This window comes from Actinomadura sp. WMMB 499 (assembly GCF_008824145.1).
GTDB lineage: Bacteria > Actinomycetota > Actinomycetes > Streptosporangiales > Streptosporangiaceae > Spirillospora.
The window spans coordinates 4,702,117-4,716,839 of sequence record NZ_CP044407.1 but is presented as its reverse complement, the minus strand read 5'-3'; the positions used below and the strand labels follow the sequence as shown (position 1 = coordinate 4,716,839).

General features: G+C 71.9%; 15 protein-coding genes. 5 read left to right on the top strand and 10 right to left on the bottom strand.

Annotated features, from left to right (window positions below):
* Positions 1-37 precede the first annotated feature (37 nt).
* The gene (gene dnaB, locus F7P10_RS20775) at positions 38-2,308 is read right to left on the bottom strand and encodes a replicative DNA helicase (RefSeq protein ID WP_218040090.1); all 2,271 of its coding nucleotides are present in this window, start codon (positions 2,306-2,308) and stop codon (positions 38-40) included.
* Positions 2,309-2,644: 336 nt separating this feature from the next.
* Between dnaB and F7P10_RS20770 the strand changes: the two genes are divergently transcribed.
* Together F7P10_RS20770 and F7P10_RS20765 are read left to right on the top strand one after the other, a co-directional pair.
* The gene (locus tag F7P10_RS20770; RefSeq protein ID WP_151011298.1) at positions 2,645-3,970 is read left to right on the top strand and encodes an MATE family efflux transporter; all 1,326 of its coding nucleotides are present in this window, start codon (positions 2,645-2,647) and stop codon (positions 3,968-3,970) included.
* Between the two features lie 104 nt (positions 3,971-4,074).
* The gene (locus F7P10_RS20765; RefSeq protein ID WP_151011294.1) at positions 4,075-4,263 is read left to right on the top strand and encodes a hypothetical protein; all 189 of its coding nucleotides are present in this window, start codon (positions 4,075-4,077) and stop codon (positions 4,261-4,263) included.
* 12 nt (positions 4,264-4,275) lie between these two features.
* On the opposite strand, the gene F7P10_RS20760 is transcribed toward F7P10_RS20765, so the two are convergent.
* From F7P10_RS20760 to F7P10_RS20735, 6 genes are all read right to left on the bottom strand, one after another.
* Entirely contained in the window at positions 4,276-4,902 is a 627-nt protein-coding gene (locus F7P10_RS20760) for a peptidoglycan recognition family protein (RefSeq protein WP_254716785.1), read from the bottom strand.
* Positions 4,903-5,231: 329 nt separating this feature from the next.
* Positions 5,232-5,678, bottom strand: a complete 447-nt coding sequence (rplI, locus tag F7P10_RS20755) for a 50S ribosomal protein L9 (protein WP_151011291.1) — start codon at positions 5,676-5,678, stop codon at positions 5,232-5,234.
* 18 nt (positions 5,679-5,696) lie between these two features.
* The gene (gene rpsR, locus F7P10_RS20750) at positions 5,697-5,933 is read right to left on the bottom strand and encodes a 30S ribosomal protein S18 (RefSeq protein WP_026403973.1); all 237 of its coding nucleotides are present in this window, start codon (positions 5,931-5,933) and stop codon (positions 5,697-5,699) included.
* A gap of 153 nt (positions 5,934-6,086) precedes the next feature.
* Complete coding sequence (locus F7P10_RS20745; protein WP_151011288.1) at positions 6,087-6,659, bottom strand: single-stranded DNA-binding protein; 573 nt, start codon at positions 6,657-6,659, stop codon at positions 6,087-6,089.
* Between the two features lie 37 nt (positions 6,660-6,696).
* Positions 6,697-6,987: a 30S ribosomal protein S6 gene (rpsF, locus tag F7P10_RS20740; protein ID WP_151011285.1), complete on the bottom strand. Its 291-nt coding sequence runs from the start codon at positions 6,985-6,987 to the stop codon at positions 6,697-6,699.
* 294 nt (positions 6,988-7,281) lie between these two features.
* Positions 7,282-7,482 (bottom strand): hypothetical protein, encoded by a 201-nt coding sequence (locus F7P10_RS20735; protein ID WP_151011283.1) that lies wholly within the window; start codon positions 7,480-7,482, stop codon positions 7,282-7,284.
* A gap of 216 nt (positions 7,483-7,698) precedes the next feature.
* Between F7P10_RS20735 and F7P10_RS20730 the strand changes: the two genes are divergently transcribed.
* The 3 genes from F7P10_RS20730 to F7P10_RS20720 all read left to right on the top strand — a co-directional run bounded on the left by F7P10_RS20730 (position 7,699) and on the right by F7P10_RS20720 (position 9,482).
* Entirely contained in the window at positions 7,699-8,007 is a 309-nt protein-coding gene (locus F7P10_RS20730; RefSeq protein ID WP_151011280.1) for a hypothetical protein, read from the top strand.
* 151 nt (positions 8,008-8,158) lie between these two features.
* Entirely contained in the window at positions 8,159-8,929 is a 771-nt protein-coding gene (locus tag F7P10_RS20725; RefSeq protein WP_151011278.1) for a deoxyribonuclease IV, read from the top strand.
* A gap of 190 nt (positions 8,930-9,119) precedes the next feature.
* On the top strand, positions 9,120-9,482 hold the full coding sequence (locus F7P10_RS20720) for a DUF4190 domain-containing protein (protein WP_151011275.1): 363 nt from the start codon (positions 9,120-9,122) through the stop codon (positions 9,480-9,482).
* 4 nt (positions 9,483-9,486) lie between these two features.
* Here F7P10_RS20720 and F7P10_RS20715 read toward each other — a convergent pair whose 3' ends face one another.
* The 3 genes from F7P10_RS20715 to F7P10_RS20705 all read right to left on the bottom strand — a co-directional run bounded on the left by F7P10_RS20715 (position 9,487) and on the right by F7P10_RS20705 (position 14,109).
* The gene (locus F7P10_RS20715; protein WP_176611592.1) at positions 9,487-9,954 is read right to left on the bottom strand and encodes a barstar family protein; all 468 of its coding nucleotides are present in this window, start codon (positions 9,952-9,954) and stop codon (positions 9,487-9,489) included.
* Positions 9,955-10,240: 286 nt separating this feature from the next.
* Positions 10,241-11,692: a glycosyltransferase family 87 protein gene (locus F7P10_RS20710; protein ID WP_151011269.1), complete on the bottom strand. Its 1,452-nt coding sequence runs from the start codon at positions 11,690-11,692 to the stop codon at positions 10,241-10,243.
* A 200-nt stretch (positions 11,693-11,892) separates the two neighbouring features.
* A complete protein-coding gene (locus F7P10_RS20705; protein WP_176611591.1) occupies positions 11,893-14,109 on the bottom strand; it encodes a transglycosylase domain-containing protein in 2,217 nt (738 codons plus the stop codon).
* Positions 14,110-14,723: the final 614 nt, after the last annotated feature.

Here is a 14,723-nt window from a genome sequence, read left to right as displayed (position 1 = left end):
GCGGGGCGGTGATGACCGCGATGGCGGGCGGGATCCACTACTGGGCCATGTCGACGAAGCGGCTGTAGTGGCCCTGGAACGCGACGGTCACGGTCGCGGTGGGGCCGTTGCGGTGCTTGGCGACGATCAGGTCGGCCTCACCGGCCCGGGGCGACTCCTTCTCGTACGCGTCCTCCCGATGCAGCAGGATCACCATGTCCGCGTCTTGCTCGATGCTGCCCGATTCGCGTAGATCGGACACCATGGGCTTCTTGTCCGTTCGCTGCTCGGGACCTCGGTTGAGCTGCGACAGCGCGATCACGGGGACGCCGAGCTCCTTCGCGAGCAGCTTCAGCGATCGGGAGAACTCCGACACCTCGACCTGGCGGCTCTCCACCCGCTTGCCGGACGTCATCAGCTGCAGGTAGTCGATGATCACCAGGCGCAGGTCGTGCTGCTGCTTCAACCGCCGGCACTTCGCCCGGATCTCCATCATCGACATGTTGGGGGAGTCGTCGATGAACAGCGGCGCCTCCGCGACCTCGCTCATCCGCCGCGCCAGCCGCGTCCAGTCCTCGTCCTGCATCGTGCCGGAGCGCATCGCGTGCAGCGCCACCCGCGCCTCCGCCGAGAGGAGACGCATCGTGATCTCGTTGCGGCCCATCTCCAGGCTGAAGAACGCCGACGTCAGCCCGTGCTTGATCGACGCGGCGCGGGCGAAGTCGAGCGCGAGCGTCGAGTTGTGCGTCGGGATGCACGACCGCCCCGCGAGGTACATGTGGTCGTCGTTGTCGACCTGGACGCACCGCACCGGCACGCTCGGCACCCGCCGCACGTCCACGACGTGCCGGACCCGCGCGTCCGGAGCCGCGAGGGCCACCCGGTGGGGCGCCGCACCGTCCGGACGCCCGTCCTGCGGCGCGGCGGGTTCGATGGTGGCGCGACGGCCGAGGCTGACGAGGAGTTCGTGGACGGCGCGGGCGAGCGGCTCGCTCGGGAGGGCGAGCCGGACGAAGCCGTCCTCGCGGGTGCGGGCGGCCGTGGCGAGGAACCCGTCGAGGAGGGCCCGGCGCTGCCCGGCGGACGCGCGGAGGTAGGCGTCCGGCAGGTGCGACGCGTGCCCGGAGCCGAGGCGGAGGCCGAGCAGGTAGGGGTCGGTGGGGAGGTCGGCCGGGGGGAGGTCGAAGGGGGCCGCGACCTCGACGGAGTGGTTCGGGGCGCCGTCGCGGTGGAGGGTGCGGAGGATCTCCTCGGTCGTCCGGACGCGGTGGCCCGGTGCGGCTAGGTCGTGTGGTCGGCCGCTCAGGTGTCCGTGATGCGGTGGTTGCGGGAGCCGGGAGTGATGGGCGTGGGTCCGCTTCGGGCCGCTGCCGGTGCCGGCATGGGCCGCGACCGCTTTCCGTAGGGGCGTCCCGCAGTGACCGGCGATCGCGGAGACCGGCGCGGTGCGGGTGCGCCATTGGTGTTCGGCGTCGGCGACGATGATCTCGCCGTCGGAGAACTCGATCTCGTAGCACGGGCGGTCGTCCATGACGTCCGTGGCGGCGACCACGCGGGTGGGCTTGCCGTCGGCGCCGATCAGGTGGTCACCGACGCGCACTTCGCCCATCGTCGTCCAACCGGTGGGGGTTGGTAGCGGTGTGTCCGATTTGAGCGCCTTGCCCATGGCTGGGCGGGCGGCCACGACGATCATCTGGCCCGGATGGAGGCCGTTGGTGAGGGCGTCGAGGTCGGCGAAGCCGGTGGGGGTGCCGACCATCTGGCCGCCCCGGCTGCCGATCGCCTCGATCTCGTCCAGGGCGCCGGGCATGATCTCGCTGAGCGGGACGTAGTCCTCGCCGGCGCGCTTCTCGGCGATGGCGAAGACCTCGGCCTGGGCGCGGTCGAGGACCTCGTCGGCGTCGGCGCCGTCGGCGGCGTAGCCCATCTGGACGATGCGGGTGCCGGTCTCGACGAGGCGGCGGAGCACGGCGCGCTCGTGGACGATCTTCGCGTAGTAGCCGGCGTTGGCGGCGGTGGGCACCGAGGAGATCAGCGTGTGCAGGTACGGGGCGCCGCCGATGCGGTTGATCTCGCCGTTCTTGGTGAGCTCGCCGGAGACGGTGACGGCGTCGGCGGGGTCGCCGCGGCCGTAGAGGTCGAGGACGACGTCGTAGATGATCTGGTGCGCGGGGCGGTAGAAGTCCGAGGTGCGCAGGACCTCGATGACCTCGGCGATGGCGTCCTGGGAGAGCAGCATGCCGCCGAGGACGCCCTGTTCGGCGGCGATGTCGTGCGGGGGAGTGCGTTCGAACTCCTGCTCGTGCGGTCCCAGGTCGGACACGCTCACGGCTGCACCCCCTTCATCGTCGGACGGCGGCGGCCCCGTCCCGCTCGACGCCCGTGCCTCCCAGGTCTATCCGAGGCGTCCGACATTCTCCCGAGCGCGGCGGGCGGGGAGCAAAGCGGCCTGTGGACAAGTCTGTGGACAACCTGTGCAAACACGCCGTGGAGCTTGTGCACGACCTGTGGACAACTCTGGGGAAAGTTCTCCACAAGATCGCCTGGCGGGACGTTGACCAGGCAGGACGCCCTCCACCGGGTGTGGGGGAAAGAAAGTTGGCGAAGATCTCCGCGGTAAGGCCCCAAATCCGTTTTGTGAGTTACATCCTGGTAAGTTTCAGCGGTGACGAACCCCCGCCGCCTCGTGACCGCGCAGGACCGCGAGATCCTGCGGCTGGCCGTGCCGGCGTTCGGCGCGCTGGTCGCCGAACCCCTGTTCCTGCTGACCGACAGCGCCATCATCGGGCACCTGGGCACCGCCCAGCTCGGCGGCCTCGGCGTCGCCGGGCAGGCGCTGGGCACGCTGGTGTACCTGTGCGTCTTCCTCGCGTACGGGACGACCGCGGGCGTGGCGCGCCAGGTGGGCGCCGGCGACCTGCGGGCGGCGATCCGGCAGGGCATCGACGGGATGTGGCTCGCCCTCGCGATCGGTGCGGTGCTCGTCGCGGCCGCGTGGTCGCTCGTCCCGGGCATCGTCGGCCTGTTCGGGGCGTCGGCGGACGTGGCGCCGTACGCGGAGACGTACCTGCGGATCAGCCTGCTCGGCATCCCGTCGATGCTCGTGGTGCTCGCGGGGACGGGCGTGCTGCGCGGCCTGCAGGACACGCGGACGCCGCTGCTCGTGTCCATCGGGGGCTTCGGCGCGAACCTGGTGCTCACCGTGCTGCTCGTGATCGTCCTGGACTGGGGCGTCGCGGGGTCGGCGTGGGGGACCGTGCTCGCGCAGACGGGCAGCGCGGCCGCCTACGTCGCGGTGGTGCTGCGGGGCGCGCGGCGGCACGGCGCGCCCGTCCGGCCGGACGCGGCGGGGCTGCGGACGGCGGCGACCGCGGGGTTCGGGCTGCTGGTGCGGACGGCGGCGCTGCGGGTGGTGCTGATCGTGGGGACGTCGGTCGCGGCGCGGATGGGCGACGCGGAGATCGCCGCCTATCAGGTCGGGTTCCAGGTGTGGACGCTGATGGCGTTCGCGCTGGACGCCATCGCGATCGCGGGGCAGGCGATCACCGGCCGGTACCTGGGCGCGTCGGACGTCGCGGGGACGCGGGCGGTCACCCGCCGGATGGTCGGCTGGGGGATCGCGTGCGGGGTGCTGTTCGGGGTGCTGATCCTCGCGGTGCGGCCGTGGCTGCCCGGGCTGTTCACCGGGGACGGCGACGTGCGCGACCTGCTGCTCGCGTCGCTGCTGCTGGTCGCGGTGCTGCAGCCGGTCGCGGGCGTGGTGTTCGTCCTGGACGGCATCCTGATCGGTGCGGGCGACGGCGCGTACCTGGCCGCGACGACGATGGTCGCGACGGCGGTGTTCCTGCCCGCCGCGCTCGCCGCGTACTGGACGGGCGCCGGGCTCGTCGGGCTGTGGATCGCGATCGGGCTGTGGATGGCCACCCGGATGCTGACGCTCGGGCTGCGGGCGCGCGGCGATCGGTGGATGGTGACCGGCGCCGTCCGCTGACACAGGCCTGCGACTACACGGGGTCACGTTACGTGTTCGCTGATGTGCGTATCGAATCGGCAAAGCACACCCGTCCCACGCTTCCCGCTCACTACTATTCGAACATGTGTTCCACGGAGGGTGAGCCGCTGGCGCGGCTCGCGCAGGCGATCGACGACCTGGCGGCGGAGGGCCTGGCCGAGCTGCCGCCCGAGACGCTGGTGGAGCGCGTCGCCGGGATCTGGTCGCTGGTCGAGGAACTCGACCCCGAGATCGCCCGCCGCCGCACCGGGTACACCTCCCGCGACACGTGACGGCGCGCCCGCTCAGTCGAACGGGTCGAACCCCGGGAAGATCGACGTCGCCGGATGGGAGCCGCCCCTCGGCCCGCCGTCCAGCCGGCCCGCGACCTCGCGGCGCAGCTCGGGCAGCCTCCGGTAGAGCCGGTCCCCCGGGCAGGAGGTCGCGTTGAAGTCGCGGTGCCCGACGATGGCCGCGGCCGGGTCGAGCCGGTACTGCTCGCACAGCCACGCGCACACCTCGACCAGCGACGTCCACAGGTTCTTGGGGACGCCGCTCCTGGTGTAGGTGCCCTCGTTCTCGATGCCGATGGTGTGGTCGTTGTGGTGCAGCACCTGCGCGCCGACGGCGAGGTTCCCGGCCCGGATCGAGTCGAGGCTGCGGTTGCGGCCCTCCATGACGATGCCGCCGCGACTGATCGTGAGCTGCTGCCCGGTGTCGTCCCAGCCGTTGCCGTCCATGTGCCAGCGCTGGATGGCGCGGGACAGCGCGAACGCGTGCGCGAGCGACCTGCTCTTGCTGTTCGCCGTGGCGGTGTGGTGCACGATGATGTGGTCCGGCGGCCGGTTCCGCACCTCGGCGGGACGCTTGGGCGCGCGGGCGTTCCAGTCCGCGCGCGTGTAGACGCGGGGCTCGGCCGCCCAGCCCGGCATCGGTTCGCCGAAGAATCCCTGCCCGTCCGGTCGCGCCCCGACCGGGAGTTCGTCCGCCATGGCCCCATTGTGCGGCGCCAGCCCCGCCGCGAGCAGGCCCGCCCCCACGGCCCCGCGGATGATCGTCCGGCGCGTCACCGGCGGTCCGAACCACGGGTCCTCTCCCGATCGCACGGTCAACACCGACCCCTTCCGTCCCGTAGTGATCTTGTAACGGAACGTATCCGTCGCTTGTTGATCACCAAAACAACGGGAGGTTCATGGGCGTTTCACGCGAAACGGCCCCCACGCGGTGGCGTGGGGGCCGTTCCGGTCGTGCGGTGCGGGCGTCAGGCCTCGACGACGTCGACGTCGATGGTGGCGTTGACGTCCGAGTGCAGCCGGACGCTGACCCGGTGCGTGCCGACGGTCTTGATCGGGTTGCCGATCTCGATGCGGCGGCGGTCCAGGTCGGGTCCGTTGGCGGCCTTGACCGCCTCGGCGATGTCGGCGGCGGTCACGGCGCCGAACAGGCGGCCGTTGCTGCCGGTCCGGGTGCGCAGCGTGACGCGGAGCCCGCCGAGCCGGTCGGCGACCTCCTTGGCGTGCTCGACGGTCGCGATCTCGCGCGCCGACCGCGCCTTCTTGATCGAGTCGATCTCCTTCTCGCCGCCGCGCGTCCACCGGATGGCGAACCCGCGCGGGATCAGGTAGTTGCGGCCGTAGCCGTCCCGGACGTCGATGACGTCACCGGGCTCGCCGAGCCCGGAGACCTGCTGGGTGAGGATGAGCTTCATGGTCTGCGTCCCCCTGCCTCAGCGCGCGGTGCTGGTGTAGGGCAGCAGCGCCATCTCGCGGGCGTTCTTGATCGCCGTGGCGACGTCGCGCTGGTGCTGGGTGCAGTTGCCCGTGACCCGGCGGGCACGGATCTTGCCGCGGTCGGAGATGAACTTCCGCAGCAGGACCGTGTCCTTGTAGTCGACGTAGGAGATCTTCTCCTGGCAGAACACGCAAACCTTCTTCTTGGGCTTGCGAGGAGGTGGCTTCGCCATCGTGGTGCTCCCTTGGGTAAGAGCCCCGCTCGCGCGGGAATGGACGTGTCTGATCGATGTTCCGCCGCCGTGCGGCGGATGTCTGGTGTCGCGGCGGCGCGGTCACCGGTCGGCGGTCGCCGGCCGGGTGACGTCAGGCGCCGGGGCGCTCGACTAGAACGGCGGGTCGTCGTTGTAGCCGCCGCCACCGCCGCCGCCGGTGGCCCAGGGGTCGCCGGCCGGGGCGCCCTGCTGGCCGCCGCCTCCGCCGCCGAACCCGCCCTGGGGCTGGCCGCCGCCGAATCCGTCGCCGCCGCCCTGCTGGCCGCCGCCGCCGAACCCGCCGCCGCCTCCGCCGCCGAAGCCGCCTCCGCCGCCGCCCTGCCGCTGGGTCTTGTTGACCTTCGCGGTGGCGCTGCGCAGCGACGGGCCGACCTCTTCGACGTCGATCTCGAAGACGGTGCGCTTGTCACCCTGGGCCTCGTAGGTCCGCGCCTTGAGACGGCCCTGCACGATCACCCGCATGCCGCGCTGCAGGCTCTCGGCCACGTTCTCCGCGGCCTGCCGCCAGACGCTGCACGACATGAACAGCGTCTCGCCGTCCTTCCACTCGCCCGACTGGCGGTCGAACGACCGCGGCGTCGAGGCGATCCGGAAGGAGGCGACCGGTACGCCGCTGCTGGTGAAACGCAGGGTCGGGTCCTCGACGAGGTTCCCGACGAGGGTGATTACGGTGTCGCCTGCCATGGGGCTCGCTCCGGCTGATCTGAGGGCTGAGCCAGGCTCAGTGGGCCTCGGGACGGATGACCTTCGTGCGGAGGATCGACTCGCTGAGGTTGAGCTGCCGGTCGAGCTCCTTGACCGTGGCGGGCTCAGCCGACAGGTCGACCACCGCGTAAATGCCTTCGGACTTCTTCTGGATGTCGTACGCCAGGCGCCGGCGGCCCCAGACGTCGACCTTCTCGACGCTCCCGCCGGCGTCCTTGACGACCTTGAGGAACGGGTCGAGCGCCGCCGGAGCGGTGCGCTCGTCGATGCCGGGCTCGAGGATCGTCATGACTTCGTAGCGACGCATGATGGTCCCTACCTCCTCTGGACTGGTGCGGTCACGGTCTCTCCGTGACAGGAGGGCTGTTGCGTCTCCCGTGGCGGTCGGCTGCCCGGATCGCCGGGCGGACCTGCCGCGGGACCGATACAGGCTACCAACTCGGCAGGTCGCACGTGACCGCGTTCCCCGCGCCGGTGCCGCTCGCCCCCGCGCGCGGTGCGGTGAACGTGCCGGTGCGCCCTCCGGTGCGCGCCGGCACGCTCGCCGCGCTCGCCGCGAAAGCCGTCGCGCACGTCCCGTCTCCCGGCCGCCGGTCGCGGGTCAGTGCCACGCGCCCGGACGGGCGCCCTGGCGGGCACCGGGACGCGGGGCCGGACGGGACGCCTTCGCGCAGCGCCGCCGTTCCAGCTCGGTCATGATGTCGGTCATGCGGGCGCGCATCCGGGCGGTCTGCGTCGTGAGCAGCGTCAACTCCTCCACCAACTCCACGTCCCCGATCAGCGCCAGCTCGCTGTGCTCCATTGCCTCGCCTCCGCCTTCTCCCCGCTTCCCCCCGGGGCGGCCTCGACTCGTTTTCGAATCCGTGTTCGACCGTACCGGGTGCCGCCGACATTTTCCGCCCGGGCTCGCAGGTTGATCCTCATCCGTCCCGGGAACCCTTAGATCACCGTCCGCCCGGTCGACCGCCCGGCGGCCGAGCGGTGACACACCACGGGTGACCTACCACGAGGAGGTCCGATGCCACAGGAGGCAGCCGGGAGCAGGCAGGGAGTGGCCGCCCGTCCCGACGCCCAGACCGAATCGCACGCGACGGGCAACGTACTCGCCGCGGCCTCCATCACGATCGGGATCGCCGCCCTCATCCTGGGCTGGATCCCGTCGACCCACCTCCCCGGCGCGATCGCGGCCGTCATCGGCCTCCCGCTCGCGCTCTACTCCCAGATGATCTCGGGGACGATCAACCAGCGGTGGCTCAACGTCATCGGCATGGTCGCCGCGTTCCTCGGCGGCGCGTTCGCGCTGAGCCACGGCGGTTTCTCGGTCTGACCCCGGATCCGCCCGATCCGTCCCGCGGCCCCGCTCCCCGGCGCGTGCCCGCCGGGGAGCGGGTTCCGGGCTCCGGACCGTGCACGGACCGCGCGCGAACCGTGCGCGAAGTCGCACCACGCTGTCGTCCCCCGCGGCTAACCTCGGTGGCATGCGCATCGGAGCCCACGTCGACCAGACCAACCCGCTGGACAACGCCCGCGCCGTCGGCGCAGACGTCGTGCAGTTCTTCCTGGGCGACCCGCAGGGGTGGAAGAAGCCCGTCCTGCCCGAGGGCGTCGAGGCGCTGGCCGGGTCCGGCGTCGACGTGTTCGTGCACGCCCCGTACACGATCAACGTGGCGACGTCCAACAACCGGATCCGGATCCCGAGCCGCAAGAACCTCACGCAGCAACTGGAGGCGGCGGCGTCCATCGGCGCGAAGGCGCTGATCGTGCACGGCGGGCACGTGCTGAAGGACGACGACCCGGAGACCGGCTTCGAGAACTGGCGCAAGGTGTTCGAGCGCGTCGAGTGCCCGATCCCGGTCTACATCGAGAACACCGCGGGCGGCGGCAACGCGATGGCGCGCAAGTTCGACCGGATCGCCCGGCTCTGGGAGGTGCTGTCGGGCGTCCCCTCGCTGGAGTCCAAGCTCGGGTTCTGCCTCGACACCTGCCACGCGCACGCGGCGGGCGAGGCGCTCATCGACGCCGTCGACCGGATCAAGGCCATCACCGGACGCATCGACCTCGTGCACTGCAACGACAGCCGGGACGCGTTCGGGTCCGGCGCCGACCGGCACGCCAACCTCGGCAAGGGCAGCATCGACACCGACCTCATCCTCGGCGTGGTGCGGGCGGCGGGCGCGCCGGTCGTGGTGGAGACGCCGGGCGCCGGGCAGGCCGACGACATCGCGTGGCTGCGCGAGAACCTCGACTGACGGCCGGTTCCGGCCCGCCGGCCGTCCGTGCGAAGATCGCGGGAACCCGGACGGCGTGAGCCGCGTCTAACCGCTCGAAACGCAGGATGGCGCCGTGCTCCGGTTCCGGGTCACACTGTCATCATCCGGTACCCAGCCCTCAGCGCACGCGCGATCTCGCCGGCGGGCGCGCGAACCGAACGGGGAACCCATGGCCCAGCCCCCTTACGACCCCTACGGCTACGGATCGCAGGACCCGTACGCCCCCCAGCCCGCCGTCCAGCACCACCACTACGGGCCGCCGCCGGCTCCCCCGACCAACGGCATGGCGACCGCGGCGATGGTGTGCGGGCTGATCGGGATCGTGTTCTGCGGGTTCACGTCCATCCTGGCGATCATCTTCGGGCACGTCGCGCAGTCCCAGATCCGCCGGACGGGCGAGGGCGGCTCCGGCATGGCCACGGCGGGCCTCGTCATGGGGTACATCGTCACCGCGCTCTGGGCGGCGATCTGGATCTTCTACATCGTCGTCATCGCGGCGGCGGCGGGCGGAAGCGCCGTCAGCACCTACTGACCGCTCACGCCAGCCGGGGGACGCCCGCCACCTCCACGCCGACGCTCGACAGGAGCACCGCCATGGGGGTGGCGGTGTCGCGCCAGCGCTTCACCGCCCCGGCGAAGAGGTCCAGGACCGCGCGGAACGCGGGCTGGTCGTCCTCGGCCAGTTCGGACCACGACTCGTACAGGACCGCGTACCCGCGCTCCGCGGGCGCCCATGACAGGTCGGTCAGGGCGCCCTCCAGCGCGTCCCAGGTGGCGCCCACCCCCTCGGGGAACTCGAACGTCTCCCCGCACAGCCGCAGGAACTCGTCGCTGCCGGAGGCGCGGCGGCCGTCCAGGTGGAAGCCCCGCCAGCCGGCCGCAGCGGCCCGCTCGGTCCAGGCCGTGTCGCCGAGCGCCCCCGGCGCGGGCGGCGTCCGCCACTGGTAGACGCCCGGTGCCAGCCGTTCGGCGATCAGTTCGTCCAGTGCTCGATTCGCGTCCACGTCATCTCCCCGGTGGTTCGCGCGCCCCGCGTTCCGCGGGATCCCGGGCAACCGCGATCATGCCCCAGAAACCACCACAAAACCGCGCCGTACACGATCGTCCCGCCCGGCCGCTCCCGCATCGCCGCGCGCCAGGGGCCTCCGGCGCACCACGATTTCCCGAAGTTTCCCGTGGACGATCGCCGCACCGACCGCCGCACGCGACGGCCCCGCTGTGCGGGCGCCCCGCCGCGCGAGCGCCCCGCCACGCGACGGCCCGCGGCCCCCGGCCCCCGCGCGTGCCCGGCTACGGGACGGTCGGTGCACCGGCCGTCCCGGCCGTGCGGCGCGCGCCGCGCAGCGCGCGCCACCGCCCGAGCGACACCGCGTCGGCCGCACCGTCCAGGAAGCCGCCCGCGGGATCGTCCACCCCGCCGGATCTGACCGTGTCGCCGGACGGGCGCAGCACGTCCCACACGATCAGCAGCGCGAGCGCGAGGACGGTCACGAAGCGCGCGAGCAGCGCGATGTTGTAGACGTCCTGGTCGATCCCGCCGTCCGGGGCGTCCAGGCTCAGCGCGGCCGACAGCGTGCCGGAGAGGTCCGCGCCGGGCGTCTGCGCGGACACCGACAGCAGGAACCACCAGATCCCGAAGAAGTAGACGATCTCGCCGATCTGCCAGACGACGAACGCGGGCAGCTTCGGCCGCGCGAGCACCGCGAGGGGCAGCAGCCACAGCACGTACTGCGGCGACCAGACCTTGTTCGGCAGCATGAACGCCACGAGGACGAGGAACATCAGTTGCGAGAGCCGGGGACGGCGCGGCGCGGCCAGCGCGAGGACGGCGATGCCGGCGCAGAGCACGAGGCAGGTGCCGGTGCCGAGGAGGTTGAGGCGGCTGTGGTCGTCCAGGCCGGGGACGCCCTGGTCGCGGAGGAAGAACCAGATCGATCCCCAGTCGATGCCGCGTTCCTGGCTGAAGCTGTAGAACTGCAGCCATCCGTCCCAGGCGAACAGCATCACGGGCAGGTTGACCGCGAGCCACGAGACGGCGGTGCCCGCGAGCATCCGTCCCATCGCCCGCCACTGGCCCGCGCGCACACAGAGCAGGACGAGCGGCCCCAGGAACAGCAGCGGATAGAACTTCGCCGCGATGGCCAGCCCGAGCAGGACGCCGGCGAGCGCGGGCCGCCGCTTCGACCAGGCGGCCAGCGCGAGCGCGGACAGCCCGACGGCCAGCAGGTCCCAGTTGATGTACGCGCTGAGCAGCAGCGCGGGGGACAGGGCCACCATCAGCCCGGTGCGCATCGAGTGCCGCCCGGCCGCGTACGCCGTCGCCAGGACGGTTGCGATCGCGCAGACCGCGAGCAGCAGCACGGTCACGTTGTAGAACGCCATCCCCCGGCCGTCGTCGCCGAACGGGGAGACGATCCACGCGACGAGTTGCATGAGCCCGCCGCTCAGCACCGGGTACTCGACGAACCGGATGTCGGTGCCGGGGAACGAGTCGAAGTACGGGAGCAGCCCGTCGTTCAGGCCCCGCACGTAGTAGAGCGGGTAGATGTCGGTGTAGCAGGCGTTCGTCGTCGTCTCGATGAAGTCGAACCCGGCCGACGCGCACGGCCGCTTCTGCAGCCAGCCCAGCAGGCACACCAGGGCCGTGACGCCCGTCAGGACCGGGACGAGCCGTGCCAGGCGTCCGCGTGCGTCACCGGTCTCGGCGTCGGACTCCACGAGCCTCTCAGAAGACGACGACATGGACAGCAAGACTATTGGTGATCGTGACCGCACGCGCATGGCGCCCCGCGATGGCCCGCGACAGCCCCGCGGCCTCGGTCCCGGGGCCGCACCGGGCGGGCCGTCCGCGACGACGGGAGACCCGGAGCCTGCACGGCTCCGGGTCTCCCGTCGGTGCGCGGTCCGTCAGGCCGGTCCCGCCGGCCCTTGCGTAGCTCGGATCACTGGCCCTGCTGCGGCCTGTTGGGATTGTCCGGATCCTCCTCGCGGCACTGCGGGACGGTCTCGCGCCTGTCCCCCTGGTCGCACCACCAGTCGTCATCGCCCGGCGGCGGGGGAATGTCGGGATTGCAGCCGATCGGCCATCCCGGCCTGGTGCATGCCTCGCCGGACGGGCCCGAGGGCGTGGTCGACGGCGAGGTCGAGGGGGACGGCGACTGGGTGCGGCACTCCGGCCGGTCGCGGTTCTGCCCGCCCTGCCCCGGCCGGCAGGTCGGCGTCTCCGTCACCGACGGCGAGGGCGTCGGCGTCTGCGTCACCTCGGGCTTCGCCCAGGCCGCGATGTCACCGCCGTACACGGCCGGCTGGAACTGCTGGACCGGCTGGCCCTTGTGCGCCTGCGTCATGAACAGCTTGAACAGGTCGGCGGGGACCGTACCACCGTAGACCTGGGTGTAGTTGCCGATGCCCTCCAGCGACAGCCGGTCGCCCTTGTCGTTCTGCCGCCACATCGCCACGGACGTGGACAGCTGCGGGGTGTAGCCGACGAACCACGCCGACCGGTGCTTGTCCGTCGTACCGGTCTTGCCGGCGACCGGACGGCCCGGGATGGCCGCACGCTCACCGGTTCCGTGCGTGACGACGTCCTGCATCGCGGCGGTCGCGTCCCGCGCGACGCCCTCCTCGAAAACCCGCTCGCTCTTGCCCCACGGGTTCTTCTTGACGACCTCGCCGTCCTTGTTCGTGACAGGCTGGCCGTTGATCTTCTCGATCGACTCGATCACGTGCACCGGCCGGTGCACCCCGCCGGCCGCGAACGTCGAGTACACCGACGCCATCGTGACCGGGCTGACGTCGATGACGCCGAGGGGCAGCGAGGTGACGGGCTCGAGCGGGGCGTCCTTCATGCCCATCTTCTTCGCCATGTCGATGACGTTGTTGAGACCGACCTTCTGGCCGAGTTCCACGTACGACGTGTTGATGGACATCGCCGTCATCTCCTGGAGGGAGTAGACGCCGTCCTCCGCGCGGTTGTCGTTCGTGAAGGGCGTGCCGTTGATGACCCGCCGGTAGCTGCCGTCCATCGTCGTCTTCAGGCTGATGCCCTGGCTCAGGGCGGTGGCGAGGACGATCGGCTTGAAGGACGACCCCGGCTGCACCGCGCTCTGGAACGAGTCGTCGAACTGCTGTTCCTCGTAGCTCGGGCCGCCGTACGCGGCCACGACCCCGCCCGTCTTCGGGTTGACCGCGCTGAGACCGAAGTGGATCTCCTTGCCGAGGTTGTTGTCCTTCTTGATCTTCTCGACGGCCTTGGCCGTGTAGGCCTGCAGGTCCTGATCGAACGTCGTCCTGATCTTCAGGCCCTCGCTCTCCAGGGCCGTCTCCGGAATTCCCAGCGCCTCCAGCTCGTCGATGACACGCTGGCGCATGTAGCCGCTCTGCGTGCCGCCCTCGACGTCGCTCCACTCCTTCTGCGTCTGCGGGAACTTCATGCCCTGGCGCTTGCCCTGGTCGAGCCAGCCCTCCTCGACCATGCCGTCCAGGACGTAGCCCCAGCGGCTGACCAGCGCCTCCTTGGCCTTCTTCTGCGCCGGGTCGGTCGGGTTGCCGTAGGTGACGAAGTAGCTCGGCTGCTGGATCATCGCGGCGAGCATCGCGCCCTGCTCCACGGTCAGCTTGTCGACCGTCGTGTGAAAGTAGGCGCGCGCCGCGGCCTGGATGCCGTACGCCTGCCGCCCGAAGGACACCGTGTTCAGGTAGAGCGCGAGGATCTTCTCCTTCTTCTCCTCGTTGCCCAGCCGGATGGAGATCATGATCTCCTTCAGCTTCCGGGTGACGGTGCGGTCCTGGCTCAGCCCCGCGAAGTAGTTCCGGGAGAGCTGCTGCGTGATCGTCGACGCGCCGGTGACCTCACCGCCGGTCGCGGCCGTGACGACCGCCCGCGCGATGCCGGTCGGCGAGACGCCCGGTTCCGTCCAGAACTTGCGGTCCTCGGCCGCCAGCACGGCGTTCTGCACGTGCTTGGGCACGGAGGACAGCGGGACGCTGGTGCGGTTCATCCCGACGCGCGCCAGCACCTCCCCGTCCTTGTACTCGATCACCGAGGACTCGCGGACGGCGTCCTGCTGCGCCTCGTCCGGGATCGGCGTCTGCATGTAGACGACGACCAGCAGCGTGGCGATGGCCACGATCCCCACGGTGACCGTCGAGAGGGTCACCTTCCAGGACGGCACGTACTTCCGCCAGCCGGTCTTCTCCGGCTTGCCGGACGGCTTGCCGCGCCGTCCGCCGGGACCTCCCGGACCGCCCGCCCGCGAACCCGGTCCGCCCGGCCCGCCCGGACGGCGCCCGGGGCCGCCGGGCCCACCGGGACCGCCCTGTCCGCCCGGCCTGCCGGGGCCACCGGGGCCTCCCGGACCGCCCGGCCTGCCGGGCCCGCCGGGACCTCCCGGGCCGCCGGGCCCGCCCGGCCTGCCGGGGCCACCGGGACGTCCGGGACCGCCGGGTCCGCCCTGCCCGCCCGGCCCGCGGCCCGGCGGGGGCCCGGACGGCATCGCCGCGGGCTGCCCGCGCCGCCGGCCGCCGGGGGGACCACCGGGTCGCGCCGGACCGCCGCCGCGTCCGCCCTGTCCGCCCTGCCGCGGCCCCGGTCCCGGCCTGGGCTGCCTGCCCTGCGCGGGGGAGCCCCCGGCGTTCCCGCGCTGACCGCCGGCGGATGCGCCGGGGCGGGGGGCGCGCCTGCGGCCCGGGCTGTCTCCGTAATCCGGTCCGTATCGGCTTGGGTTGCTCACGCGGCCTCATCAACTGGGGTACGGCTGTGCGTCGTCAGAGA

Bases quoted from the DNA above. Each gene is read 5' to 3' on its own strand.
- F7P10_RS20765 (WP_151011294.1), top strand. From the start codon at position 4,075: ATGTGTTCCACGGAGGGTGAGCCGCTGGCGCGGCTCGCGCAGGCGATC.
- F7P10_RS20760 (WP_254716785.1), bottom strand. From the start codon at position 4,902: ATGCCGGGCTGGGCGGCCGAGCCCCGCGTCTACACGCGCGCGGACTGG.
- rplI (WP_151011291.1), bottom strand. From the start codon at position 5,678: ATGAAGCTCATCCTCACCCAGCAGGTCTCCGGGCTCGGCGAGCCCGGT.
- rpsR (WP_026403973.1), bottom strand. From the start codon at position 5,933: ATGGCGAAGCCACCTCCTCGCAAGCCCAAGAAGAAGGTTTGCGTGTTC.
- F7P10_RS20745 (WP_151011288.1), bottom strand. From the start codon at position 6,659: ATGGCAGGCGACACCGTAATCACCCTCGTCGGGAACCTCGTCGAGGAC.
- rpsF (WP_151011285.1), bottom strand. From the start codon at position 6,987: ATGCGTCGCTACGAAGTCATGACGATCCTCGAGCCCGGCATCGACGAG.
- F7P10_RS20735 (WP_151011283.1), bottom strand. From the start codon at position 7,482: ATGGAGCACAGCGAGCTGGCGCTGATCGGGGACGTGGAGTTGGTGGAG.
- F7P10_RS20730 (WP_151011280.1), top strand. From the start codon at position 7,699: ATGCCACAGGAGGCAGCCGGGAGCAGGCAGGGAGTGGCCGCCCGTCCC.
- F7P10_RS20725 (WP_151011278.1), top strand. From the start codon at position 8,159: ATGCGCATCGGAGCCCACGTCGACCAGACCAACCCGCTGGACAACGCC.
- F7P10_RS20720 (WP_151011275.1), top strand. From the start codon at position 9,120: ATGGCCCAGCCCCCTTACGACCCCTACGGCTACGGATCGCAGGACCCG.
- F7P10_RS20710 (WP_151011269.1), bottom strand. From the start codon at position 11,692: ATGTCGTCGTCTTCTGAGAGGCTCGTGGAGTCCGACGCCGAGACCGGT.